Annotated in this window: 23 protein-coding genes; 2 read left to right on the top strand and 21 right to left on the bottom strand. The window is 38.6% G+C overall.

Going from position 1 to position 25,562, the window contains the following annotated elements; translation table 11 throughout:
• Positions 1–25: 25 nt before the first annotated feature.
• The 8 genes from lgt to uvrB form a co-directional block, all read right to left on the bottom strand.
• Positions 26–859, bottom strand: coding sequence for a prolipoprotein diacylglyceryl transferase (lgt, locus tag OK414_RS26390; protein WP_013085403.1), 834 nt, complete (start codon positions 857–859; stop codon positions 26–28).
• Positions 860–875: 16 nt separating this feature from the next.
• A complete protein-coding gene (gene hprK / locus OK414_RS26395; protein ID WP_016765874.1) occupies positions 876–1,811 on the bottom strand; it encodes an HPr(Ser) kinase/phosphatase in 936 nt (311 codons plus the stop codon).
• A 188-nt stretch (positions 1,812–1,999) separates the two neighbouring features.
• Positions 2,000–2,365, bottom strand: coding sequence for a phage holin family protein (locus tag OK414_RS26400; RefSeq protein WP_013085405.1), 366 nt, complete (start codon positions 2,363–2,365; stop codon positions 2,000–2,002).
• Positions 2,366–2,367: 2 nt separating this feature from the next.
• Positions 2,368–2,562, bottom strand: a complete 195-nt coding sequence (locus OK414_RS26405; RefSeq protein ID WP_013059728.1) for a PspC domain-containing protein — start codon at positions 2,560–2,562, stop codon at positions 2,368–2,370.
• Positions 2,563–2,603: 41 nt separating this feature from the next.
• A complete protein-coding gene (locus OK414_RS26410; protein ID WP_034648394.1) occupies positions 2,604–3,695 on the bottom strand; it encodes a DUF4097 family beta strand repeat-containing protein in 1,092 nt (363 codons plus the stop codon).
• Between the two features lie 38 nt (positions 3,696–3,733).
• Positions 3,734–4,045, bottom strand: coding sequence for a hypothetical protein (locus OK414_RS26415; RefSeq protein WP_013059730.1), 312 nt, complete (start codon positions 4,043–4,045; stop codon positions 3,734–3,736).
• A gap of 87 nt (positions 4,046–4,132) precedes the next feature.
• Positions 4,133–7,009, bottom strand: coding sequence for an excinuclease ABC subunit UvrA (gene uvrA, locus OK414_RS26420; RefSeq protein ID WP_013085407.1), 2,877 nt, complete (start codon positions 7,007–7,009; stop codon positions 4,133–4,135).
• 6 nt (positions 7,010–7,015) lie between these two features.
• Positions 7,016–8,995, bottom strand: a complete 1,980-nt coding sequence (gene uvrB / locus OK414_RS26425) for an excinuclease ABC subunit UvrB (protein ID WP_013059732.1) — start codon at positions 8,993–8,995, stop codon at positions 7,016–7,018.
• A 336-nt stretch (positions 8,996–9,331) separates the two neighbouring features.
• Here uvrB and OK414_RS26430 point away from each other — a divergent pair, with 336 nt between their 5' ends.
• On the top strand, positions 9,332–10,993 hold the full coding sequence (locus OK414_RS26430) for a sigma-54 interaction domain-containing protein (RefSeq protein WP_034648388.1): 1,662 nt from the start codon (positions 9,332–9,334) through the stop codon (positions 10,991–10,993).
• Positions 10,994–11,059: 66 nt separating this feature from the next.
• On the opposite strand, the gene pruA is transcribed toward OK414_RS26430, so the two are convergent.
• The 8 genes from pruA to ftsE all read right to left on the bottom strand — a co-directional run bounded on the left by pruA (position 11,060) and on the right by ftsE (position 20,043).
• A complete protein-coding gene (gene pruA / locus OK414_RS26435) occupies positions 11,060–12,631 on the bottom strand; it encodes an L-glutamate gamma-semialdehyde dehydrogenase (RefSeq protein ID WP_034648381.1) in 1,572 nt (523 codons plus the stop codon).
• A gap of 27 nt (positions 12,632–12,658) precedes the next feature.
• Positions 12,659–13,573 (bottom strand): proline dehydrogenase, encoded by a 915-nt coding sequence (locus tag OK414_RS26440; protein WP_263045942.1) that lies wholly within the window; start codon positions 13,571–13,573, stop codon positions 12,659–12,661.
• A 317-nt stretch (positions 13,574–13,890) separates the two neighbouring features.
• A complete protein-coding gene (locus OK414_RS26445; protein ID WP_013059736.1) occupies positions 13,891–14,115 on the bottom strand; it encodes a DUF2198 family protein in 225 nt (74 codons plus the stop codon).
• 26 nt (positions 14,116–14,141) lie between these two features.
• Complete coding sequence (locus tag OK414_RS26450) at positions 14,142–15,332, bottom strand: PDZ domain-containing protein (protein WP_016765880.1); 1,191 nt, start codon at positions 15,330–15,332, stop codon at positions 14,142–14,144.
• A gap of 162 nt (positions 15,333–15,494) precedes the next feature.
• Positions 15,495–16,934, bottom strand: a complete 1,440-nt coding sequence (locus OK414_RS26455; protein ID WP_013059738.1) for a S41 family peptidase — start codon at positions 16,932–16,934, stop codon at positions 15,495–15,497.
• 173 nt (positions 16,935–17,107) lie between these two features.
• A complete protein-coding gene (locus tag OK414_RS26460) occupies positions 17,108–18,316 on the bottom strand; it encodes a murein hydrolase activator EnvC family protein (RefSeq protein ID WP_034648370.1) in 1,209 nt (402 codons plus the stop codon).
• A 160-nt stretch (positions 18,317–18,476) separates the two neighbouring features.
• Positions 18,477–19,367, bottom strand: coding sequence for a permease-like cell division protein FtsX (gene ftsX, locus OK414_RS26465; protein WP_016765882.1), 891 nt, complete (start codon positions 19,365–19,367; stop codon positions 18,477–18,479).
• Positions 19,357–20,043, bottom strand: coding sequence for a cell division ATP-binding protein FtsE (gene ftsE / locus OK414_RS26470; RefSeq protein ID WP_013085414.1), 687 nt, complete (start codon positions 20,041–20,043; stop codon positions 19,357–19,359). Before ftsE ends, ftsX begins: the two co-directional genes overlap by 11 nt.
• Before the next feature lie 338 nt (positions 20,044–20,381).
• Between ftsE and OK414_RS26475 the strand changes: the two genes are divergently transcribed.
• Positions 20,382–20,918: a flavodoxin family protein gene (locus tag OK414_RS26475; RefSeq protein WP_013085415.1), complete on the top strand. Its 537-nt coding sequence runs from the start codon at positions 20,382–20,384 to the stop codon at positions 20,916–20,918.
• 25 nt (positions 20,919–20,943) lie between these two features.
• On the opposite strand, the gene cccB is transcribed toward OK414_RS26475, so the two are convergent.
• The 5 genes from cccB to prfB form a co-directional block, all read right to left on the bottom strand.
• Positions 20,944–21,258 carry a cytochrome c551 gene (gene cccB, locus OK414_RS26480; protein WP_013059743.1) on the bottom strand — a complete coding sequence of 105 codons (315 nt, stop codon included), beginning with the start codon at positions 21,256–21,258 and terminating at the stop codon, positions 20,944–20,946.
• Between the two features lie 124 nt (positions 21,259–21,382).
• Positions 21,383–22,099: a twin-arginine translocase subunit TatC gene (gene tatC / locus OK414_RS26485; protein WP_034648361.1), complete on the bottom strand. Its 717-nt coding sequence runs from the start codon at positions 22,097–22,099 to the stop codon at positions 21,383–21,385.
• 59 nt (positions 22,100–22,158) lie between these two features.
• A complete protein-coding gene (locus OK414_RS26490; protein WP_034648359.1) occupies positions 22,159–22,377 on the bottom strand; it encodes a twin-arginine translocase TatA/TatE family subunit in 219 nt (72 codons plus the stop codon).
• Positions 22,378–22,403: 26 nt separating this feature from the next.
• Positions 22,404–24,137 (bottom strand): alkaline phosphatase D family protein, encoded by a 1,734-nt coding sequence (locus OK414_RS26495; protein ID WP_370531032.1) that lies wholly within the window; start codon positions 24,135–24,137, stop codon positions 22,404–22,406.
• A 304-nt stretch (positions 24,138–24,441) separates the two neighbouring features.
• Positions 24,442–25,540, bottom strand: a protein-coding gene (gene prfB, locus OK414_RS26500) for a peptide chain release factor 2 (protein ID WP_114324550.1) whose coding sequence is annotated in 2 segments (ribosomal slippage) — positions 24,442–25,476 and positions 25,478–25,540 — 1,098 coding nt in all. Because the reading frame shifts where the segments join, the coding sequence is not laid out codon by codon here.
• Between the last annotated feature and the right edge of the window lie 22 nt (positions 25,541–25,562).

Below are 25,562 nucleotides of genomic sequence, written 5' to 3' on the forward strand. Positions count from 1 at the left end.
TGTAAACCTTGTAGCTTTTCTTCATTTACGCCTTAGATTGTGCTTCTTCATTCTCTAAGTATTTCTGTTTACTCATTCCCGTCACGCGGCGGACAATAATTAAAATAATGGCTATTACAATCAGTGCAAGTGAAACAACTTGAGCGATTCTGAGTGTATGCGTCAACATTAAACTATCCGTGCGAAGCCCTTCTACAAAGAAGCGTCCAACTGAGTACCAGATTAAATAAGATAAGAAAATTTCTCCTTTTCGCAGACTGGTGCGGCGAAGTACCATCAACAGGATAAATCCGGCAAAATCCCATAATGATTCGTATAAAAACGTAGGATGATAGTATGTACCATTAATATACATTTGGTTAATAATAAAATTTGGAAGGTGCAACCCTTCTAAAAAAGCACGGGTAACCGGCCCCCCATGTGCCTCTTGATTCATAAAGTTTCCCCAGCGCCCAATGGCTTGGCCAAGGATTAAACTAGGCGCAGCAATATCAGCCAACTTCCAAAATGAAATCTTTTTTACTTTCGAATACACAATGGCAGTTAATACGCCTCCGATTAAGCCACCATGAATGGCAATCCCACCTTGCCAAATCTGAGGTATTTCATTTAAATGCTTTGAATAGTATCCCCATTCAAAGGATACATAATAAATTCGTGCACAAATAATAGCTATTGGCACAGCAAATAAGATAAGATCAACAAATGTATCTTTTGATAAGCCTCTTCTTACACTTTCTCTTGTCGCAATATAAAGACCTAATAGAACACCTGCACCGATAATTACGCCGTACCAGTAGACCGTTAGAGGGCCAATTTCAAGGAAAACGCGATCTAACGGCTGAATAGTTGCTTCCACAAGTTAACACCCTTTCTTATAAATCTTCACGGTCTCCTTCTTCAATTACATCTGTTAGACGTGCAGAAAATTGTTCTGCTGCGTTAATACCCATACGCTTTAAGCGGAAGTTCATTGCTGCCACTTCAATGATAACAGCTAAGTTTCGTCCCGGACGTACTGGCAATGTAATTTTTGTAACGTCTGTATCAATAATTTTCATTTTATCTTCTTCTAAACCAAGGCGATCATAATGTTTCTGCTGATCCCATGTCTCTAACTGAATAACAAGTGAAATTCGCTTATAGCTTCGTACAGCTCCTGCGCCGAATAGCGTCATCACATTGATGATCCCTAGTCCTCGAATTTCAAGCAAATGCTCGATTAAACCAGGCGCATTTCCTACAAGCGTGTCTTGATCTTCTTGACGGATTTCCACACAGTCATCGGCTACTAGACGATGTCCCCTCTTAACAAGCTCTAGAGCTGTTTCACTTTTACCAACGCCGCTTTTTCCCATGATTAATACACCAATTCCGTATATATCAACTAATACGCCGTGCATGGCAGTAGTAGGTGCTAGCCGGCTTTCAAGAAAATTCGTTAAATGGCTGGAAAGTCGCGTTGTTTTAAAGCTTGAACGCAACACAGGAACTGATTCACGCTCTGAAGCTTCGATAAGTTCTTTCGGTACCTCCATTTCGCGCGAAACAATGATAGCCGGCGTGATATCTGTACACATCTTTTCCATCCGAACTTTTTTTTGTTCATCATCTAATTGTTTAAAAAATGATAGTTCTGTTTTACCTAACAGCTGGATACGTTCTGCTGGGTAATATGTAAAATAACCTGCCATTTCAATACCTGGACGTGAAATATCACTTGTTGAAATAGGACGGTCGATTCCTTCTTCTCCGCTAATAAGCTCTAATTTAAATTTCTCAATGATGTCTTTTGTACGTACTTTAACCACCGTGCATCCTCCTTTTATGAACAGTCATATACCTGTTCATGTCTACAGTATATCCAACTCTCGCTTTTATGTCGCGTTTGGTTCTAGCCATTTTATTTTATCATTAATACGGAAAGAAAAGAAAAAAAAGATGGCATAGGCTGCATCGCCTTACCATCTTTTTTAGAAAATTAAATATTGCAAGAAAGTTATCTTCTATTTTGAAGCGGTTCAACAATCACTCGTTGAATAAGCGCATTTAAAAGCGACATAATTACTGAGGCTAAAAGTGCTGTACCAAACCCGTCAATATTAAAAGAATCTCCCATAACACTTTGTGTAATCATCAGCGTAATGGCATTAATGACGAATAAAAACAGCCCAAGCGTAAGAAATGTCACCGGCAGGGTAAGTAAAATTAAAACCGGCTTAACAAACACGTTCAAAATAGATAGAATCAAGCTCGCGATAATAGCTGCACTGACTGATTCCAAGTGGAAAGTGTCGATATAACCTGCAATTACGATTAATACGAGGGCATTGATTAAAATACTAATGATTCCACGCAATAACATCTTTAGAAATCTCCTTCTTCATTTGGAACTAAAAACACAAAAATCATATATAAAATGACCGGAGTACCTACTGTAAAAAATAAACTGATGATAAACAATACGCGGAGTAGTGAAGCATCTATTCCGATATACTGAGAAATACCGCCGATAACACCCGCAAGCTTGCGATTTGTTCGCGAACGATACAACTTTCGCACGTTAATCATCTCCTTTGTTTTTTTACTAAAACAAGTGTTTTCTATTTTATAACAATTGAGCCCGTTTTGGATTCAGCTAACAATTTATAGCCTTTCGGCGAAGCGACATTTGCTTTGAAACGAAGTTGTTTCATCACCGTTTCTTTTTTCTCATCTACTATTTCCATCTCAGGAAGTGTACACGTAAAATTCCCAAAGTTAGATTTCAAATCTCCATCAACGGAGAGATGAGGCGGCGTATAGAGCGTAATGCTTCCTGTAGTCGTTTTGAAAAATGCTTTTTCAATGCGCTCTCCTTTTAAATACGTATCGATATCTCCGTTAAATGTCTGAACATCAATCTTTTTTGTATCTCCATCAAATTTAACCGTTCCATTGATTGTTTCAAGCTCACATTTCGAAGCGAGTATCCGAGAAAGTTCCATATGCCCGTTTGATGTCTCCATTTCAAGAGAATGGCTGTTCACATCGTAAAAGCGGATGGTACCATTAGCTGTTTTGGCTTTCAGGTCTCGTACGCTTAGTCTTTCCCCATCGATTGAACCATTAAACATACGGAGCTTGACGCGTTCATATTCCATTTCTGGAATATAAATAATCGCTTTCACTTTCATTTGCTTTTGCTGAATTGCAAAGCGCAATTTGCCATTTTCGATCGAAAATGCCGTATGCTGCAAGAAAGTGCGGCGCGCTTCATCCGAATTTTCTACTCTGTAGATAGCAGCTTCACACTCTATTCGTACTTCTGTACTTCCCCAAGGTCGGAGTTGAACACTTCCATTTGCTAAATCTACGTCAATCTCTTGAATATATGCTTCTGATTGTTGAAAGATGTGCTGAACGTCAATCGAAGGACCAAAGTTAAAATCTAAATCTCCTTCTTTTACTTTTTTTACCGTTTGATCTACAAATGTAAATAATTTTTCCTTTAAAGAGCTTTGAGATGACTTAGAAGCGTACGTTTTTTTCTGTTTTCCTCCTACATAAGGGGATAGCTCAGCTTTATCAGGCGTAGCATAGGAAGAATCATTAGCTGAGTCTTTTTCCAGTGAATTTAGCAAAGTTAAAGCCTCATCTACGCTAAGTTTCCCTTCTTCTACCATCTGTAAAATTTGTTTGCGCTTTTCACTCATACCTTCCATCTCCTCTTTGCGTTTTAGTCATTTAACTTTTATCTGCTTAATATTTGTATCCCTTTTACAATATTCCATACAAACACAACAACATTAACTAAAGAAACAACAACTAAAGCTACAATTAAAAGAATAAATACCGTTCCACTAGAGCCAGTAAGAGCAGGAAGCAAGAAAAATAAGAACAAGATCGCTGTAGCGATAGGTAATAAATGTGACAAAAATGCAGTTTTTGCATGTTTCTTTACTTCTATGTTATGAACAACAAAATAAATAATAATAGGTAATAAAAATGGTGCAAAGAAAACGCTAAAATAATTTAAGGAAGATAGTATGCGATTTCCTTCCATAATAATCAGCTCCTTATATCATGTATTACGGTTTAATGAGTTAAAAAGTTTCATTCTTTATAAAAAAGACACCAATGCTGGTGTCTTTTAACGAGTTAATGCCTCTGCTTTTTCAACTTTCTTCTCCATACGCTTACGGTCACGTTCTAAAATTGGCTTCAAATAATGACCCGTATAGGATTCTTTTACTTTTGCCACTTCTTCTGGCGTACCCATAGCCACAATTTGTCCGCCTTTATCTCCACCTTCAGGCCCTAAATCAAGCAGGTAATCAGCAGCTTTAATGACGTCTAAATTATGTTCGATCACTAGAACTGTATCTCCATTTTCAACTAAACGCTGGAGCACTTTTAATAATCGTGCAATATCATCGACATGAAGACCGGTAGTCGGTTCGTCTAAAATGTACAGCGTTCTTCCTGTTGAGCGGCGGTGAAGCTCTGAGGCTAACTTTACACGCTGTGCCTCTCCACCGGATAAAGTAGTAGCCGGCTGTCCAAGCGTGATATAGCCAAGTCCTACATCGTAAATTGTCTGCAGCTTCCGCTTAATCTTTGGAATGTTTTCAAAGAAGTGAAGCGCGTCTTCAACGGTCATATCCAACACATCTGAAATGTTTTGATCTTTGTATTTCACTTCTAAAGTTTCACGGTTATATCGTTTGCCGTGGCAGACTTCACAAGGGACGTATACATCTGGCAAGAAATGCATTTCAATTTTGATAATACCGTCTCCTCGACAAGCTTCACAGCGGCCGCCTTTCACGTTAAAGCTAAAACGGCCTTTTTTATATCCGCGCACTTTTGCTTCGTTTGTTTGGGCAAATACATCTCGAATGTCATCGAATACACCTGTATACGTTGCAGGGTTCGAACGAGGCGTACGGCCTATGGGAGACTGATCAATATCAATGACTTTATCTAAGTGTTCAATGCCTTTGATTTCTTTATGTTCTCCTGCTTTGCTTTTTGCTTTATGCAGCTTTTGCGCCAATGATTTATGAAGGATATCATTTACCAACGTACTCTTACCTGATCCGGATACACCTGTAACAGCCGTGAACATACCTAACGGAAGCTTTGCTTTTACATTTTTTAAATTGTTTTCTTTTGCTCCTATAATTTCAATCATTCGATCTTTATCTATTGACCGTCTTTCCGCTGGAAGAGGAATAAACTTCTCTCCTGATAGATATTGACCCGTTAAAGAGTTTTCATCCTCCATCACTTCCTGAGGCGTACCTTGAGAAACCACAGCACCCCCGTGTACTCCGGCTCCTGGTCCGATATCAATTAAATAATCAGCTGCCATCATCGTATCTTCGTCATGTTCTACAACAATCAACGTATTTCCAATATCGCGCATATCTTGCATTGTGCGAATTAAGCGATCATTGTCACGCTGATGAAGACCGATAGAAGGTTCATCTAAAATATAAAGAACCCCCGTCAAGCGAGAACCAATTTGAGTAGCTAAACGGATCCGCTGTGCTTCTCCTCCTGAGAGAGTTCCAGCAGAGCGGTTTAATGTTAAGTAATCAAGTCCCACGTTAATAAGAAAGCTTAGACGCTCACGAATTTCACGCAGTATCATATCCGCAATCTTCATGTCTTTTTCAGATAGGCTGAGACTTTCAAAAAAATCATATGCTTCTTTTACTGAGAAGCGGGTTGTATCTCCTATATGCTTTTCGTCAATAAGCACCGCTAAGCTTTCCCGTTTCAAGCGATTTCCTTTACATTTTGGACAAGCTTGCTGAGCCATGTACTTTTCCATTTGCTCACGGATATAATCTGAACTTGTTTCATGATAACGGCGCTCTACATTCCGAAGCACGCCTTCAAATTCGATATGATTTTCTCTTACTTGGCCAAAATCATTTTCATAGCGAAAGTAAATTTTTTCTTTACCGCTGCCATATAATACTTTATCAAATAAATGTTCCGGGATATCTCGCACCGGCACGTCCATATCGATGCCGTAATGTGTACATACGGCTTCAAGCAGCTGCGGATAGTATTGAGAACTTGTTGGCTCCCAAGGTGCAATTGCGTGCTGACGAAGCGTTAAGTCATAGTTAGGAATAACTAAATCTTTATCCACTTCTAATTTCGTGCCTAACCCGTCACAAGTTGGACACGCCCCGTACGGACTATTAAATGAAAACATGCGGGGCTCAAGCTCTCCAATGGAGAAACCACATTTTGGGCAAGCATGATGCTCACTAAAAAGCAGTTCTTCTTCACCTATCACATCAATAATTACTTTCCCTTCTCCAAGGCGAAGAGCTGATTCCAAAGAGTCCGACAAACGAGCGGCTACACCTTCTTTTACAACAACGCGATCAATCACTACTTCAATGGAGTGCTTTTTGTTTTTTTCCAGTTCAATTTCTTCTGTTATTTCACGCATTTCTCCGTCTACTCGAATGCGAACGTACCCTTCCTTTTTAATATCTTCTAACACTTTTACGTGGGTGCCTTTTCGGCCAGATACCACAGGTGCCAGTACTTGAAGCTTTGTGCGTTCAGGGTACTCTAAAATTCTATCTACCATTTGCTCAATCGTTTGAGATGTAATTTCGATTCCATGATTAGGACAAATCGGCTTTCCTACACGAGCAAACAAAAGGCGCAAATAGTCATAGATTTCCGTCACAGTTCCGACGGTTGAACGAGGGTTTCTGCTCGTTGTTTTTTGGTCGATTGAAATAGCAGGCGACAATCCTTCGATTGAATCTACATCCGGCTTATCCATTTGACCTAAAAACTGTCTTGCATATGCCGAAAGCGACTCGACATAACGTCTTTGTCCTTCTGCATAGATTGTATCGAATGCCAAAGAAGATTTACCAGAACCTGATAACCCTGTTAATACCACTAATTTGTCTCGTGGGATTTCAATATCGATATTTTGCAAATTGTGGGCTCGTGCACCTTTTACCACGATTTTTTCCATCGCCATGTTTTATCACCCTTCCGCTTTTAATTCTAGAATCAAGTCACGAAGCTCAGCTGCGCGTTCAAAGTTAAGCGCTTTGGCTGCTTCTTTCATTTCTTGTTCCATTTCTTCTACGAGCTTTGCTTTTTCTTTTTTGTTGAGCTTATCAAATGCCGGTGCTTCTTCATACGTTTCTGTATCTTCTGCTACTACTGTTGCACGAATTGAGCCTCGAACTTCTTTTTGAATCGTTGTCGGTGTAATACCATGCTCTTCATTGTAAGCTTCTTGAATACTTCTACGACGCTTGGTCTCATTGATAGCAATGTCCATGGAGTTTGTGATGCGATCTGCATACATAATGACATGTCCATTAGCATTTCGTGCAGCACGTCCGATGGTTTGAATAAGCGATCGTTCTGAACGTAAGAATCCTTCTTTGTCGGCATCTAATATGGTTACTAACGAAACCTCCGGAATATCTAAACCTTCACGAAGTAAGTTAATTCCTACAAGCACATCATATTTTCCAAGCCGCAGCTCTCGGATAATTTCAATACGCTCGAGCGTCTTCACCTCAGAGTGAAGATATTGAACTTTAATGCCAATTTCTTTTAAGTAGTTCGTTAAATCCTCAGACATTTTCTTTGTTAACGTCGTAACGAGCACTCGTTCATTTCGCTTAATCCGATCATGAATTTCTCCAATTAAATCATCAATCTGTCCTTCAATTGGTCGAACTTCAATATTTGGATCCAATAATCCCGTTGGACGGATAATTTGTTCAATCACATCAGGTGCCTTCTCAAGTTCGTAAGGACCTGGTGTTGCAGAAACATGAACAATTTGGTTAATATGCTGTTCAAATTCATCAAATTTAAGCGGGCGGTTATCTAATGCGGACGGCAAGCGGAAACCATGGTCTACTAACACTTGTTTACGTGCTTGGTCTCCATTGTACATTCCTCTAACTTGAGGAATCGTAACGTGTGATTCATCCACAACAAGAAGGAAATCTTCAGGGAAGAAGTCCAGCAGTGTATAAGGTGTAGAACCAGCGGGACGAAGCGTTAAATGACGAGAGTAGTTCTCGATTCCCGAACAAAAGCCCATTTCTCTCATCATTTCTAGGTCGTAGCGCGTGCGCTGCTCCAAGCGCTGCGCTTCTAAAAGCTTGCCTGCTTCTTTTAGCTTCTCTAGCTGTTCTTCTAGTTCTTTTTCAATATTTTGAATGGCAACACGCATTTTTTCTTCTCTCGTGACAAAGTGAGATGCCGGGAAGATAGCTACATGTTCACGATCACCAATGATTTCTCCTGTTAGAGCGTCAACTTCTCGAATGCGGTCAATTTCATCACCGAAAAACTCGACGCGAATACAGTGTTCATCTCGAGATACAGGGAAAATCTCCACAACATCACCGCGAACGCGAAACGTTCCGCGTTTAAAGTCAATATCATTTCTTTCGTACTGTACATCTACTAGCGTACGAAGCAGCTGATTACGCTCTTTCTCCATTCCTACTCGAAGAGATACGACCATTTCTTTGTATTCTTCCGGAGACCCTAAGCCATAAATACAGGATACGCTGGCAATAATAATGACATCTTTTCGTTCAAAAAGAGAAGAAGTTGCCGAGTGACGAAGTTTATCAATTTCATCATTAATGCTTGCATCTTTTTCAATAAATGTATCTGTTTGAGGTACATAGGCTTCAGGCTGATAGTAATCATAGTAACTGACAAAGTATTCGACTGCATTATTAGGAAAAAACTCTTTAAACTCACTGTACAATTGACCAGCAAGCGTTTTGTTATGAGCCATAATTAATGTCGGCTTATTTATTTCCTTAATAACATTAGACATGGTGAAGGTTTTTCCCGTTCCTGTAGCACCTAATAAAACTTGATGCTGCTTACCTTCTTTAATTCCTTTCACAATCTTTTCAATTGCCTTTGGCTGATCACCTTGCGGTTGATATGGGGATACTAATTCAAACTGATCTTTCAAATGAAGGCCTCCGTTTCCATTTTCTTGTTTTATCTATTTTTTATTACGATATGTAAAAACCGAAAACACGAACTGATATTCGTATTTTATCACTTTATACTCATAAATGAAACTAATCAGTATTAATCTTATATAGTGTTTGTTTGTTTTTATTTTTTACCCTGTTACTTTATTACCCACTAAATTCTTATACTACCCTTTTCGAAGGAAATACAACTCTTTGGATGAAAGCAATAAAAGAAAGTAAGCTGCATGATTGTTTGAAAAAAATAGGCTTTTGCGCCAATTTCTAAATTATGATACAGTATAAAAAATATGTACTGAGAGGGGTTTAGTATGGCAAGCGTTGATCAAGTTCTTATAAATAACTCCTTTATAACAGTTGAAGAATCAACTTCTTTAGCTAAAGTGACATCTGAACTTTCCAACTACGACTTCGTTGTAGTCACAGCAAGTACCTTTTATGTAATACAAAAAGATGAACGATACCTTTTAACAGGTCATGACGAGGCATCGTCCATAAAAAAAGTAATAGCGGATACAAATTGGCCTTCATCTTCTACTTCTACGTTAGCCAATTTACAAGCCAACACAAACTGGAACAGACCAGTCCTCATTCAAGCAGAAAACCAAGAAACCACAATAGGACTTGTAACACCTTCACAGTGGATTACACATTTGCAGAGCCAAAATGAGATATTAGCTTCCTATTTTGATACATTGGCAGAAACCATTAATGATGCAGTGACAGCGGTCGATAATGAAGGAAATGTAATCTTGTGGAATACTGCTGCGGAACATACGTATAAGATTCAGAGAGATGATATTATGGGGAGAAAAATCGGAGAGCATTTCAAAGATGAATCCATCATTCTACATACGATTCTAAATGAAGGGCGTCCTGTGCGCGGAACGTATCATCGTCCTAATGAACAAACTCACGTGCTCATCAATGCATCTCCTATTATAAGAAATAACCGAGTCATAGGTGGAGTCGCAACCGAACATGACATTACCAATATTGTACGATTAAATGAAGAAATTGATGTGTCTCTTCTCATTCCAAAAGATAATCCATTTTCTTCTTTCGCGGGTATCAGTCCTGAAATTAAGCAAGCCGTTGACATTGCCAAAAAAGTGGCATCTACAGATATGCCTATTTTATTAACAGGAGAACCTGGTTCTGGGAAAGAAATGCTGGCTCAGGCCATTCACTACGGCGGATCCAAACATAAAGAACCTTTTTTATCTTTAAACTGCGCGACTATTCCATCGGGACTCTTGGAAATTGAGCTCTTTGGTCATCAAAAAGATGTCTTTTCAGAAGATCCAACAACCATTGCAGGAAAACTCGAGCAGGCTCATAACGGGACGCTATTTATTGAAGAAATTGATAAAATGCCTCTCGAAATTCAAGTTAAGTTTCTCCGTTACTTGGAAGAACGATCCTTTTATCACGTTGGAGGCACGGAAGAAATTCAAGTTCAAACCCGAATTGTAGCCTCTACCACGACGCCTTTGGAAGAGTTGCTAAAAGCCGGTGAATTCCATGAAAACCTTTACTATTTGCTGACCGTCATTAATATTATCATTCCGCCGCTTCGAGACCATAAAGAAGACATTGAAGCATTAACTCAGCAATTTGTACAGGAATTTAGTAAAAAGTATAAAAAGAAGGCTCCTTTCATCAGCTCTGAAGTTCTCGAAGCCTTTATGCAATACGATTGGCCAGGCAATATTCGCGAGCTGAGAAATACGATTGAACGAATGACTTTTCTAAGTGATCAGTCGTTGATTACCCTTACGCACCTTCCTGACAACCTGAAGGATGCAAGTTCTTTCACAGAAGTTCAAAAAGAAGAAGATTCTCTCCAAGAAGCTAGGCTAATAGAAGAGACTCTTCAAAAAACCTATGGAAACAAAAGTGCAGCAGCGGATCTGCTTGGCATTTCACGCGGCACCCTTTACAACAAAATCAAAGAATATGGATTAAACTAATCAAAAAATTCGACACGAAGCCAAAGATGCTTCGTGTCGAATTTTTTGATTTCCTATAGACTGAACTTATTTCTGTTTTCTCGCTGTCATCTTCCCTTGTGTAAATAATAGAAGATAATCATACCCTCCGGCTTTCGAGTCCGTTCCGGACATATTAAAACCGCCAAAAGGATGAACACCAACTAATGCTCCTGTACATTTTTTGTTAATATATAAGTTACCGCAGTGCATGGTAGCTAACGCCCTTTGAATTCTCTCTTCGGTTTCAGAGAAAAAGGCTCCCGTTAAACCGTAATCAGTTTCATTGTAAATCTCAATGGCTTCTTCCCAGTTAGCTGCTTTTGTCAACGCAAGGACCGGTCCAAAAATCTCTTCTTGCATAATTCGTGCTTTTGAATCCACATCTTTGAATACTGTAGGTTCTACATAATAGCCATTTCCGGGAGCTTTAGCTCCCCCGGCAATAAGCTTTCCTTCTTCTTTGCCAATTTCAATGTAGGCCAATACTTTTTCATACGCTTTTTGATCAATAACAGGTCCCATAGAAGGGTTGTCTTCAGGCAGTCCGACGGTTAATTCTTTTGTTAATGCGGCTACCTTTTGGGCAACCTCTTCATAAACAGATTCTACAATAATCGCTCGAGAGCCAGCGGAACACTTTTGGCCTTGAAATCCAAACGCAGATGCTACGATCGCTTGCGCTGCCGCGTCTAAGTCTGCCGTTTCATCTACTACAACGCCATCTTTTCCTCCCATTTCAGCAATGACGCGTTTCAGCCAAATTTGTCCAGACTGTACTTTTGAAGCACGTTCATAAATACGACATCCTACTTCTCTTGATCCCGTAAAAGAAATAAAACGAGTTTGAGGATGTTCGACTAAATATTCTCCAACTTCTATGCCATCTCCAGGGATAAAATTTAGAACACCAGACGGAAGACCGACTTCCTCCATTAATTGAACAAATTTCGCAGCAATAACCGGTGCAGAATCAGCTGGCTTTAAAATAACCGCATTTCCAGATACAATTCCAGCTACAGTCGTTCCAGCCATAATGGCAAGCGGAAAATTAAAAGGTGAAATGACTACTCCTACTCCTAAAGGAATATACGTCATCTCTGTTGTTTCACCTTCTACCGGCGTTAAAGGCCGATGCTCATTCGTTTCACTTAAACGAATCATTTCTCGCGCATAAAATTCCATAAAGTCAATAGCTTCCGCGGTATCCGCATCAGCTTCTGCCCAGTTTTTCCCCACTTCATAAACGAGCATGGCAGAAAATTCATACTTTCTTTTTCTCATCAGCTCTGCTGCTTTGAATAAATAATCAGCACGTTCAGCAGGCGGGACGTGCTTCCATGATTGAAATGCTGCTGATGCTTCTTGCATTGCCTGCTCAGCATAAGCTTTAGTGCCACGGCTTACTCTCCCAATCACTTCATCTACTTTTCCCGGGTTCGTAGAGACAATCACTTCTTCTGTTGAGATTTTATCCTTTCCAATCGTGAGAGGATATGTTTGTCCCAATTCTTTTTTCACTTTCATTAACGCCGCTTGCATCGCTTGTTTATTCTCTTCTAACGAAAAATCAGTAAACGGTTCATTTTTAAAAACTGAGATTTTTGTACTTACTGTCATTTCAACCAGTCCCCTTTAATTAGAAATTTATTTCGCGAAGTTTTTCAGCACGAACCATACGTTGGCGGGACGTTCGGCTAGGCGTCTCATGAAATACCCAAACCAATCAATGCCGTAAGGAACATAAACCCTGACTTTATATCCTTCTTTTACTAGACGGTCCTGCAGCTCTACGCAAATTCCATAAAGCATTTGGAACTCAAATTGGTCATTTGAAATACTATTTTCTCTTACTAATCGTTTTGTGTACTGAATCATTTCTTCATCATGACTTGCTACAGCTGTATAGTGACCATTTAATAAATGCATTTTAATGATTTTTTTATAGTTTTCATCTACGTCTTTCTTTTCTGGAAATGATACTTCTGGTGATTCTTTATAAGCTCCTTTTACTAGACGTAAATTAGCTTGATATTGATGTAAGTCATTCATATCTTGTTCTGTACGATAAAGATACGCTTGAATCACAATTCCAACATTATCAAATTCTTTGCGTAATTCTTTATACATATCAAGGGAGATTTGGCAGTGCAAGTAGTCTTCCATATCAATTCGAACAAAAATATTATTCATTCTGGCCGTGTGTAGAATTCTGCGCATATTTTCCATACAAAGCTCTTTGCTAATATCCAATCCTAAAGAAGTCATCTTTAATGATAAATTTGATTGAACGCCCGATTCTGCAATGGCTTCTAGTGTCTGAATGCACATGGCAGTAGACAACCTGGCTTCCTCTTCTGTAAAAACAAATTCTCCTAAATGATCAAGTGTAACAACTTTTCCATTATTGTTAAGCTCCTTAGATGTTTGAATTGCTGATTCGGTTGAGTCTCCAGCAACAAAACGAGCTGCCCCCATCCTCAATCCATACTTTTTAGCTAATTTGTTCATTGAATGATTTTTGCCAAGCGACTGAAACATCGTTCTCATTAATACTTCCATCAATCCTAAACCTCCTTTTATTTTTTAAAATTAAAAAAATAAACTAAATTTTCAGATTAATAATTTTATTTTTCTATACCCTCCTCACATTTCTGTACACTTATTTAAATAAATTTATACATAAGTGTTTAAAATATTTTACAAATAAACATATTTGTCTAATTAATTTGATTATACTCGCTCATTAAATGAACCGAAACAATATTGTTATAAGTTCTAACTCACTTTTTTACACACAAAAGCTCTCCACGTTGTGCAGAGAGCTTTTGTGTACAGTTTAATAATAAGCGATTAACTTATCATCAAACCAACAATCTTTATTTTCCAGCTGCTAGCATGCTTTTTGCATATATAAAACCGATGGCTGCTGAAAGTAAATCTATTAAAATAATAAGCGGATAATCTGCGTACCCTTTATATACAGAAACAGCTATCAACAAAAGCGTCAGCGCTGTGGCAACATATAAGTTATATGTTACTCTAGCAAACAGAACAAGCAATATGGCGGGTAGAAAAACTGCGGCAATCGTTTTGACTTCCACAAACATTTCTCCTTTTTATCCGTCTTTTAACCAGCTTGTGAATCACGTTTTGTATAATTGTGTACAAACAAAATACCTAGTTCATGATGTTCGTTGTCATACAATGCTCGCTGAGTAAAGCGAACTTCTCCATTTTCGTCAATAACTTCTAGCTTACAAAAAGCACGGTTATTAACTTGTAATGCTTCATAAAATTTATGGACTTCAGATACAGCGATTCCATTTACCTTAATAATCACTTCTCCTACTTTCAAACCCATTTTCTCTGCCGGAGAATGAGGGATGATTCCTAACACAACCAAACCTTGTGTACGCTTAGTAAATAGTGCGGGCGCTTTTTCATCGCTCCGACGCTGCTGCAAACGAATCCACTCTCTTCCTATGATCGCTAGAATAACAACAGCTACAGCGGCAAGAGGATAAAAAATGGCAGCAATCGTAATGACCGTTAATCCCACGCCTAATGCTAATACACGCTTACCGGTAAATTCAATAGATTTAAACGGCACCATACTTTGAATTCGCTGATAAAAACCGATAGCAAAAGGAACAAAAAACAGGCTAAATGACGTTCCGTCAATAGATAACACAGGCCACCATGGAAACACAGACGTAATGGCGCTGCCTGGAATTAAGACAAAAAGCGGGACAACCCATAATTTTTGAGAGTAATGAGCTCCAATTTCCTGCCCTCTTTTACTTTTCACAATGGCTGGAGACGTACCTTTTGCTCCAAATTTCCAAATTAAATATCCTTCTGCTAATACAAGCAGAGACATTAAAATAGTCAGAGAAGGTAAATCTGCGTTATGAGCTTGCACAGACCACGTTTGAATAAATCCTTCACCGAAACCAGATGCCGGAATAACCAAGGTTGCAAGCACAGCCAGTCCTACGGTGTAAGAAGGAGAAAGCCATTTAAACGTCCAAGGGCCGCTTATGATAAAAGTTAAAACAGCTACAAGTACAATCATTCCTATAGATACATAGACACCTAGCAACACGGTAACAACGGATAAAATCAACCCAATAATGATACCTGGAAAAAATAAATATTTTGCTTCTAAAATAAAATCAAACACGCGAACATGAAAATTCTGACGCTCTCTCTTGACGCGAGAAAGACCTACAAAAAACGAGACGAGCAGAAATAAATAAGTTAACGGATGTAAAAACAAACGTCCGATACCTTTTAAAAGCTCTAATGCAAAATCCATTTTTTCACCACCTGTATTTTTCACATTTTTATTACAACATTTACGATTGATTGTTATGTATCATAGGCTTCTTTATTTTATCAAAATGCATCACTAACCGACAATGTTGTTTTTACTAAAAAAGTTCCGTGCTTTGGAAAAGCACGGAACTTTTTCTACTTCTTATTGACTAGCTAGCTTTAAAGCCGTTTGAAGCTGACGATCTTCATCTTTTGATTTAATTTTTTCTAGAAGTTTTGTTTGTAAAAGCGCTGCTGTATCTTCATCGATTTCACCTGTAGCTTTTTGCTTATTGGCTTTTTGGAATGCAGTTACAGCTGTTTCTGTCTCTTTACTAAAGTATCCGTCTGTACGTCCAGGTTCAAAGCCAAGGCCTTTTAGCATCACTTGAGCATTCTTCACTTGGTCACCTGTCATATCACGTGTTAATGGCTTTTTATCAACTTGAATTGGATTTGCATAATAATAATCCGGCTGCTTGACTTCTACTGTTGGCTTTATACCTTTTTCGTTAATCCAGTTTCCATCAGGCGTTAGCCATTTATAGAACGTTAATTTTAAATTACTGCCGTCTTCCATTGGAACAGCTTGTTGAACGGTTCCTTTTCCATAGGATTTTTCACCGACTAGCTTGTATCCTCCTGCTTCTTTTAATGCCCCGGCAAGAATTTCAGAAGCGGATGCACTCCCTCCATCAATCAAGGCCACAATTGGATAATCCTTTTGCTTTTTCATTGAAGAAACCACTTTTTGACGTTCACCGTTACGATCTTCAATTTGGATATATGGCTTTTTATTCGTTACTAATTTATCAAGCATTTTTTCAACGCTCGTTAAATAGCCACCAGGATTTCCCCGAACGTCTAGAACTAAGCCATCGATATTTTTATTTTCAAGTTTTTTCAACTGTTTCGTAAATTCGTCTCCCGTTGATTCAGAGAATGACGTAATTTCCATGTAGCCAATTTTTTTATTGTTTACATTTTTAACAGAAGAATAGACGGTTTCAATTGGAATCTCATCTCTTACAACTTTTACTTTCATCGTTTCTTTCACGCCCGGTCGTTGAACATCTAATGTCACGGTAGAGCCTTTTTTACCGCGAATTTTTAATACTGCTTCATTCAATTCCAGACCCGCGATACTTTTACCATCGATCTTTAAAATCTGATCATTTGGTTTTAATCCTGCTTTTTCCGCAGGAGATTGTTTAAACGGAGCTACGATTGTTACTTTTCCATCTACCATGCTTACTTCAGCGCCAATTCCCTCAAACGATGAATCAAGAGACTGCGTGAATTGCTGTGCCGTTTTCTTATCCATGTAAGATGAGTGAGGGTCTCCTAAGGTTTGTACCATCCCTTGGATTGCGCCATCTAATAATTTTTTGTCATCTACATCTTTGTAATATTTTGAAGATATCAGTTCATAAGCTTGCTTGATTTTGTCTAGCTCTTCCTTTTCCACTTTACTATCATTTGAAGAAGTTGTAAGGGGGGTACTGACCGTTCCAGCATTTGCATACTGAATGCCAAAATATGTACCAGCTGCTCCAACAACTAAGGAGAGTGCCATTAATAGTGCAACGATTTTCCGATTCAAGTTCTTTCATCCTCCTCAACCTTAAGCCATCTCTTCTTATTATAATAGATACAACCAAAACTATGTAATAAAAAGGATGCATGTGTTATTTGTAGCAAAAGGCACCACACAAATCAAGTGCGATGCCTTTTTGTTAAACTATATGTTGAGCTTGTACCACGTATGCTAGGAACTTAAAATTTAATATAACTTTCAGGGTTTACAGCGGAACTTTTACCTTTCCAATCGCCTTTATGCAATTCAAAATGCAGGTGAGCACCAAACGAACGTCCTGTGTTCCCTATATAACCTAATTGTTGACCTTTATTGATAGATTGACCGCTTGAGACGCTGTAGCTCTCTAAATGAGCATAAACTGTAACCCACGTCTGACCTTCTACATTGTGACGAATAAATACGGCATTACCAAAAGAAGAAGAGTGATATGCTCTAATTACCTTTCCGCTTGCTGCGGCTACAACTGGCACACTTTCTCCTCGCTTTCCAATATCAATACCATAGTGTCCTCTTCCAAACGTTTCTCGATACCCAAAATGAGATGTTACCGGGCCCTTTGCTGGCCTCATAAACGACCCGCTTGTAACAGGGGGTGCCTCCTCCGTTGCCCCGGCTTTTTCAATTTCTTGCTGTTGAGCTTGTACTGCATTTTTTTGATCAGCTAAAATAGAAGCTTGCTCTTCTAATCCAACGGCTTCTTCATTAAATTCTTTTTCCTGATCTTTGAGCGTTTGCATGAGCTGATTCTTTTCATCCACTTGTTTTTGCAGCTGCGCACGAAGATTTTTAAGCTCTTCAAGCGCTTGATTTACTTCCGTTAGCTTGTTTTGAACTTTTGTTTCTTTCTCTTCTTTTGCCTTTTTATCGGCTTCATGCTGCATTAACAAATCACGGTCAGCCCCTACAATTGTCGAAACCGCACTCACTCTGCTAATAAAGTCTCCGAAGCTTTCAGAGCCTAGCAGTACATCTATGTAATCCACAGACCCGCCATTTTCTTGTAAAGCCCGAGCACGTTTTTTTAATAGCTCATTTTGTTTTTCAATTCGTTTTTTTACAACGTCAATCTCGCTTTTCAGCTTTTCGACGTCTTGCTTTGCTTTTTCTACTTCAGATTCACGGCTGCGGATATCTGCATTCGTTTGTCCGACTTCTGAATCCAAGCGCGCAATCTCAGCTTCTTCATTTTTTTGCTTTTCTTGAACCTCTTTTAATTTCTCTTTATTTTGATTAATATTTTGGTTCACATCATCACTTTTTTTCTCTAAATCACTGAGTTTAGTAGTGCTGGCACTTTGTGCATAAGCAATTTTTTCATTACCTATCCAAGCCGCACTTAGTCCAACTAAAACTGCTGCTGTCATTACTAATGTCTTACGTGTCATTTGTTTCTCCCCATCTGCACATATTTCCCCGTATAAACGGGCATTAGCAAGACCCCCATTAGCACTTTTTTCTATTTTTATGTGTAATTACACAACAACCTCACATTTGATAAACATCAAATGTGAGGTTGTTGTAATCTATTATGTTAAAAATCTATTCTTATTTTCGCAAGAACTTACGGATGGATAATGTACTTCCCCACATCCCAATTAGACCGCCGATTAACAGTAACAGTAGCGATACTTGAAGCACGAATGGAAAGGCAGGTAAAAGTTCAAAGAATCCATCAAATTTAGGTTGAACTTCATTATATAAAACGCTGTATACACCGATAATAACTGCAATTGGCACAATAGAACCAAGCACTCCTAAAAACAGACCTTCAATAAAGAACGGCCAGCGAATAAAGGAGTTTGTGGCTCCAACTAAGCGCATAATTTCAATCTCTTCACGGCGAGCTACAATCGTAATTTTAATTGTATTTGAAATTAGGAACATTGCTGTAAATAGAAGCCCTAAAATCAGCACTACTCCGATATTACGAGCTACTTTCAGCACTTTAAATAACTTTTCAACTTGATCTTGGCCGTATTGAACTTTTGCTGCATACGGATATTTCTCAATTTGTTTAGCTACTTTTGCGACATCAGTCGGCTCTTTTGTTTTAACAACAAATACATCATTTAATGGGTTTTGCTGTTCAAACGGTTCAAAAGCTTGTCCTTCATCACCCATACTATTAATCAAATCTTTTAACTCTTTATCTTTAGAAGAAAACGTCACCGTATCAACTTGCTTAATTGCATCTAGCTTTTCCTTCATTGCTTTTCGATCATCTGCTGTCGCTGCAGCATCAACGTGAACGCGAATTTCCACATCATTTTCAATCAATTTAGCAATGTGGTTTAAATTCATCATCAACATAAAAAATACGCCTACAAGCAAGAGCGTCACGGTAACAGCACTTGCAGATGCGAATGTCATCCAGCCGTTTCTTCCTAAACTTTTAGATCCTTCACGTAAGTGGCGACCGAATGTCCTAGCCTTCATATCCGTATTCACCTCTTACTTCATCGCGCACAACATTCCCATTTTCAATCGCAATTACGCGCTTTCGAATTGTATTTACAATTTCACGGTTATGCGTTGCCATTAAAATAGTCGTACCGCGTTTATTAATCTCCTCAAAGATATCCATAATTTCCCACGAAGTCTCCGGATCAAGATTCCCTGTCGGTTCGTCGGCGATGACAACCTTAGGACTATTCACAATTGAACGCGCAATAGACACACGCTGCTGCTCTCCTCCAGATAGTTCATCAGGGAAAGAATCCATTTTACCCTTTAACTTAACAAGCTCTAGCACCTCTAGCACTCGCTTTTTAATTTCTTCGGGACTTTGCTCAATTACTTCTAGTGCAAAAGCAATGTTTTCGTAGACCGTTAATTTTGGAAGCAGCTTGAAATCTTGAAAGACTACACCAATATGACGTCTAAAGATAGGAACTCTGCTATCTTTTATTTTTGCTACATTTGCACCGTTTACAATGATATTTCCTGAAGAAGGCTTTTCTTCACGATACATCATTTTAATAAAAGTGGATTTTCCTGCTCCACTTGGTCCTACGATATAAGCAAACTCACCTTGATTAATCTTGATGCTAATGCCATTGATTGCTTTTACACCGTTCGGATACGTTTTATATACATTTTGCATTTCAATCATAAGTAATCACCTAATCAAGTGTGTTATTTTAATACTATGTAAAACTTGTCAAAATACGACAAAACTCTACAATTCAAACCAAAAATTCGACTCTTCTCACGCGCTTTCTCATTATAACATCACTCTTCGTGAAAATAAGCCCCAAAAATATTACATTTTTATTTCAAATATGACATAAGTAGGATATTTTTAGCAAGGTATGAGAATTTATCCTTATTTATAATTCTGTTGTTTTTTGCTGTTCATTTTTTACGAATATCGTTAGACAAAGCAGATTCATGTCTACTTTTTTTACAAACAAGGTATGATAAATAAGAAAAACGATGAGGAGGGATAACATGATCACCATTTATGGAAGTTCACGAGAAAACGGAAATACGGAGGAATTAGCTAAAGCAGTCTTAAAAGATATCAATACGGAAGAAGTTTACTTGCGCCGGCATACCATTAATCCCATTACTGATATGCGTCACGATGAACTTGGATTTACCAATCAACAAGATGATTATTATGATATAGCGAAAAAGATGGCAGCGCACGACACTATTTTATTTGTTACGCCTCTTTACTGGTACGGTATGAGCGGATTAATGAAGAACTTTGTGGATCGTTGGTCTGAAAGTCTTAGAGATTCGACAATCAACTTTAAAGAACAAATGAAAAATAAGCGCGTGTATGTATTAGTAGTAGGGGGCACAGGTGCATCTGTAAAAGCTCTTCCTCTTATTATGCAATTTCAATACATTGTCGATTTTATTGGCTCTTCCTTTAGCGGATACATCATTGGAGAAGCCAATGCACCTGGAGACATAGCAAAAGATGTCAAAGCTCAAAAGCAAGCCATTGTCTTAAACCAAGAATTAAAGCAGCTTTAACACAAAAATAAGACGGGTATCCGTCTTATTTTTTCTTTGCCAGCCAAGCAGCAACTTTCTTTGCATCTTCTTCATTAATTAGTCCCTTTGGCATACCGCCTTGACCATTATTGATAATGTTTTCAATTTCAGCTTCTGAGTGCTTGCTGCCTACATGCTGCAAGCTTGGTCCATTCGCTCCTCCTAAATCTACTCCGTGACAGCCTGTACAGTTTTTCTTCACAATGTCTTCTGCACTCGCTGAAGATTCACCAGCAGATTCATTTTTAGAGCTTCCTCCGCCGCACGCGGACAAAACAAGCGCTAGACCGATTGTTAACGTCAGTAATACTTTTTTCAAGCCTTCTCCCCCTTGCTGTAGAGTTTTCACTCTATTATAACCTACTCCAGAATGTTTAAAACACTCTGTTTACAAGGACTTTGTTTCAATTTCATGAATTCTCTCATCACACTTATGTATACGATTAAGCAATTGATTCGTTTCCTAAACGTTTTTTGTATACTACGCGTGAAATTGTCACACTGAGCTCATATAAAAGCAGAAGCGGGACAATGACTAAAATATCCGAAATAAAATCAGGAGGAGTAATAAGTACGGATATCACAATTAAAGCAAAATAAGAGAGCTTCCTTGCTTTAGCTAATCTTAATGGGTTTAGAACCCCTAAGCGCGTTAAGAATAGAACAACTAAAGGCATTTCAAATAAAAACCCAAACGGTAAACAAAGATTAAGCATAAAACGGAAATAATGCTCCGCCGTAAACATCAGTGAAAACTGATCATTCGATAAGCCCGTTAAAAATGCTAAAACCATTGGAAATAAAACAAGATAACCGAACCCCAGTCCGCTTACAAACAAAAGAAAAAAGAATGGAATGAAGGTAATCAGAACCTTATATTCTTCCTTTTTTAACCCGGGTGAAACAAACCGAAATACTTGATAAGCAGCTACTGGAAGTGTAAAAGCCAGCGCAAAAACAAATGCAATCACCATATAAATCCATACGATTTCACTTGGTCCAAGTACCGCAAGCTTGCCGTCCAAATCTTTTACTAGCCAGTGATAAATATCTTGCACAAATACAAAACTAACAATAAGTAAAACTACAAATGCACAAAGTGTTTTAATAATACGAACACGCAATTCTTCAAGGTGCTCCATCAAGCTCATTTCTCCCATTGTCTTTCTCTCCTTTCTGACAAGTAGAAATAGACGAGTTTCCTCGTCTATTTCCTTACTTACAATGTGGATTCCTTCCCTTTTTGTTCAGAAACGGTTGCGGTCTGCTTTTCTTTAACACTTTCATCATCTGATACGAGCCCTTTTGCTGCTCCTTTAAATTCAGTTAATGTTCGTCCAAACGCTCGTCCAACTTCCGGCAGCTTAGACGGTCCAAAAATTATTAACGCAATGACTAAAATAATAACCAAACCAGGGATTCCAATATTAGAAAACATACTTGACCTCCTTTTTCTTACTTAGTTTACTGCTGAACCTTTTCTTTCTTTTTCAACTCTTGTTTTTCATGTGCTTTCCCGTGTGCCCGCATACGATCTTCCTCTACTTCCTTAGAAATCTTTAGTCCACGCGGCACGTTATTTACTTCAACTTCCGTCATACCTTTTCCATCTTTTTTATATTGAAAGGAAGCTCGAGTTGAAATTTCTGCACCAGGCTCTGTTACAAAAGGCACAACGCGATAATCGGCTTGCCATATATCAGGAGTTACCGTACACCTTACATATCCTCTATAATCATTAAAAAATGTGAGGTGTGGATTTTGACTTAAAATTTTATCCGTGTCTGCTCGTTTATCTGCTCCGTTCCCTCCGGAAGTGATGGAGGTGCCGATGAACTCTGCACCAATAATTCTTGAATTAAGGTTAGCAAAATCCGCGTATAAGTTAGAAGCCCAGTTAGCGTGTACATCTCCAGTTAGTACAATGACATTGTCCAACTTTTTCTTTTCAATAAAATCAATGACGCGCTGACGATTCGCCGTATACCCATCCCATGCATCCATGCTGTATGTAGGCTTAGCAGCCGTTCCAAATTTTCTTGGGGCAAAGAAAATTTGTTGAGCCAGTACGTTCCAATGACACGCTGACTTTTCAAGATTAGTAAACAGCCATTTTTCTTGTTCATTCCCCAATAGCGTACGTTTGGGATCAAGAGATTCTGGCGTTTGCGGCTTTGTTCCGTCTCCGTTTGCTTGATCGTCTCTGTATTGACGCGTATCCAACACTTGAAAAGAAGCTAATTTCCCATATGAAAAGTCACGATATAATCTCATATCCGCTCCGTGAGGCAAGGATGTTTGACGCAAAGGCATGTGTTCGTAATAAGCTTGATAAGCTGCCGCACGGCGTTGAATAAATGCTTCTACTGATTGGCCTTTTTCAGGAATTACATTTGCATAATTGTTTTCTACTTCATGGTCATCCCACGTCACAATCCATGGAAAAACAGCGTGAGCAGACTTCAAATTGGCATCTGCCCTGTACTGAGCATGCCTGTTTCGATAATCTTGCAGCGTTTGAATTTCTGCGCTGCTGTGAGTACGAACGTTTCCGCTTGCAGCCACGTACTCGTTTGGTCCATATTCATAGATGTAATCGCCCAAATGAACGACAAAATCTAATTGTTCTTTAACCATATGCTCATAGGCTGTAAAGTACCCATGTTCATATTGCTGACACGAAGCAAATGCAAACGTCATACTGGCTACTTCTTCATTTGCTGAAGGAAGTGTTTTTGTTTTTCCAACCGGGCTTAACTCATGGCCGCTTTTAAATCGATAATAATAAATATGACTCGGCTTCAATCCTTTTACATCAACGTGAACCGAATGAGCAAGTTCAGGTCTAGCCACTTCTGTTCCTCGTTTGACAATTCGATGAAAGTCTTCATCTTCACTAAGCTCCCATTTTACTGGAATAGGTTGATTAGGCATTCCCCCGCCATTCAATGGGTCTGGTGCTAATCTTGTCCAAAGAACAATGCTATCTGCTAAAGGGTCTCCTGATGCGACGCCTAGAGTGAACGGATAACTTGAAAATTTAGGCGCTGCAGCTGAAACTTCTACTGCATTTAAACCAACAGACTGAGCAATTGTTAAGCCAAGTGATACTCCCGCTACTTTTCCAGCTCCTTGTAAAAAACGCCGTCTATCAAACCCTTTACTCGAAGAAAAGCTATTCTGTTTCACTTGCTCTATTAATTCGTTTAACGATTTATTTTCCACTGCACATGCCCCTTCCTCATGATTTAACTCAAATTATAAATACTGTTTGTAAAAGGAATATAAAGGATTGTAAAGAAGCACTTACTGCAAAACAGGTATTTTTAACCATTTTATTTCATTGACAAAATAATTGAACTGACGACAGCAACCTTTAAATTTCTTCATTTTCTTAATTTTCTTTTTAACAATAGTTCTTTACGCTCGTTTTTCTTCATCCAAATTTTACAAAGTCCAACAACTAAAAAAAGGCAGCATACCTAAGTATGCTGCCTCTTAATTAAATATGAGAACGTAAATACGCATCGATAAACGGATCTAGATCTCCATCCATTACGCTTTGCGTGTTTCCGACTTCCGTATTTGTGCGGTGATCTTTTACTAATGAATACGGATGGAATACGTACGAACGAATTTGACTTCCCCATCCAATATCTTTTTGTTCTCCGCGAATTTCAGCTAGCTGTTCTTGCTGCTTTTCAATTTCTAATTGATACAGCTTAGATTTTAACATCTTCATTGCTTGCTCACGGTTTTTAATTTGTGAACGTTCTGTCTGACAAGATACGACTACATTAGTTGGGAGGTGAGTAATACGAACAGCTGAATCTGTTGTATTGATATGCTGACCTCCCGCACCACTTGCACGATACGTATCAACCTTCAAATCTTCCGTACGAATATCAATTGAAATTTCATCATTAAATTCCGGCATTATGTCGCACGATACGAATGATGTATGACGACGGCCTGATGAATCAAACGGAGAAATACGAACGAGACGATGAACGCCTTTTTCAGCTTTTAAATACCCGTACGCATTATGACCTTTAATTAAAAGCGTTACACTTTTAATACCAGCTTCATCTCCAGGTAAGTAATCAAGCGTTTCTACTTTGAAACCTTTTTTCTCCGCCCAGCGCGTATACATACGTAGTAACATTGAACCCCAATCCTGTGATTCTGTTCCACCAGCACCTGGGTGCAGTTCTAAAATGGCATTATTTTTATCATACGGCTCGCTTAAAAGCAGCTGTAATTCAAAGTCATTCATGCCTGATATAAGCTCTTTTAATTCACTAACTAGTTCTTCTGCTAAATCTTCATCGTATTCTTCTTTTACAAGTTCATGAGACACTTGCAAATTTTCATATGTTTCATCCAAGTGGTTAAATTGATTTACTGCATCTTTCAAACCATTGGCTTCATTAATAACAGTCTGAGCTGCCTGCTGGTCATTCCAAAAATTTGGATCAGCCATAGTCTCATCTAATTCATCGATACGAGCTTGTTTTGTATCGAGGTCAAAGAGACCCCCTAAAGTCCGCTAATCGCTTAGCTGTTTTGTCAAGTTCTTGCTTAATTTCTACTAAATCCATGAGTTGAACACCTCTATTTTAT

This window comes from Priestia sp. JV24 (assembly GCF_025910025.1).
Taxonomy (GTDB): Bacteria; Bacillota; Bacilli; order Bacillales; family Bacillaceae_H; genus Priestia; species Priestia megaterium.

Bases quoted from the DNA above. Each gene is read 5' to 3' on its own strand.
- OK414_RS26440 (WP_263045942.1), bottom strand. From the start codon at position 13,573: ATGGAAGTATTAATGAGAACGATGTTTCAGTCGCTTGGCAAAAATCAT.
- uvrA (WP_013085407.1), bottom strand. From the start codon at position 7,009: ATGGCGATGGAAAAAATCGTGGTAAAAGGTGCACGAGCCCACAATTTG.
- OK414_RS26460 (WP_034648370.1), bottom strand. From the start codon at position 18,316: ATGACACGTAAGACATTAGTAATGACAGCAGCAGTTTTAGTTGGACTA.
- OK414_RS26415 (WP_013059730.1), bottom strand. From the start codon at position 4,045: ATGGAAGGAAATCGCATACTATCTTCCTTAAATTATTTTAGCGTTTTC.
- OK414_RS26475 (WP_013085415.1), top strand. From the start codon at position 20,382: ATGATCACCATTTATGGAAGTTCACGAGAAAACGGAAATACGGAGGAA.
- pruA (WP_034648381.1), bottom strand. From the start codon at position 12,631: ATGACAGTAAGTACAAAAATCTCAGTTTTTAAAAATGAACCGTTTACT.
- OK414_RS26490 (WP_034648359.1), bottom strand. From the start codon at position 22,377: ATGTTTTCTAATATTGGAATCCCTGGTTTGGTTATTATTTTAGTCATT.
- ftsX (WP_016765882.1), bottom strand. From the start codon at position 19,367: ATGAAGGCTAGGACATTCGGTCGCCACTTACGTGAAGGATCTAAAAGT.
- OK414_RS26410 (WP_034648394.1), bottom strand. From the start codon at position 3,695: ATGAGTGAAAAGCGCAAACAAATTTTACAGATGGTAGAAGAAGGGAAA.
- tatC (WP_034648361.1), bottom strand. From the start codon at position 22,099: ATGGGAGAAATGAGCTTGATGGAGCACCTTGAAGAATTGCGTGTTCGT.
- ftsE (WP_013085414.1), bottom strand. From the start codon at position 20,043: ATGATTGAAATGCAAAATGTATATAAAACGTATCCGAACGGTGTAAAA.
- OK414_RS26450 (WP_016765880.1), bottom strand. From the start codon at position 15,332: ATGGATTTTGCATTAGAGCTTTTAAAAGGTATCGGACGTTTGTTTTTA.
- OK414_RS26400 (WP_013085405.1), bottom strand. From the start codon at position 2,365: ATGTTATTGCGTGGAATCATTAGTATTTTAATCAATGCCCTCGTATTA.
- OK414_RS26430 (WP_034648388.1), top strand. From the start codon at position 9,332: ATGGCAAGCGTTGATCAAGTTCTTATAAATAACTCCTTTATAACAGTT.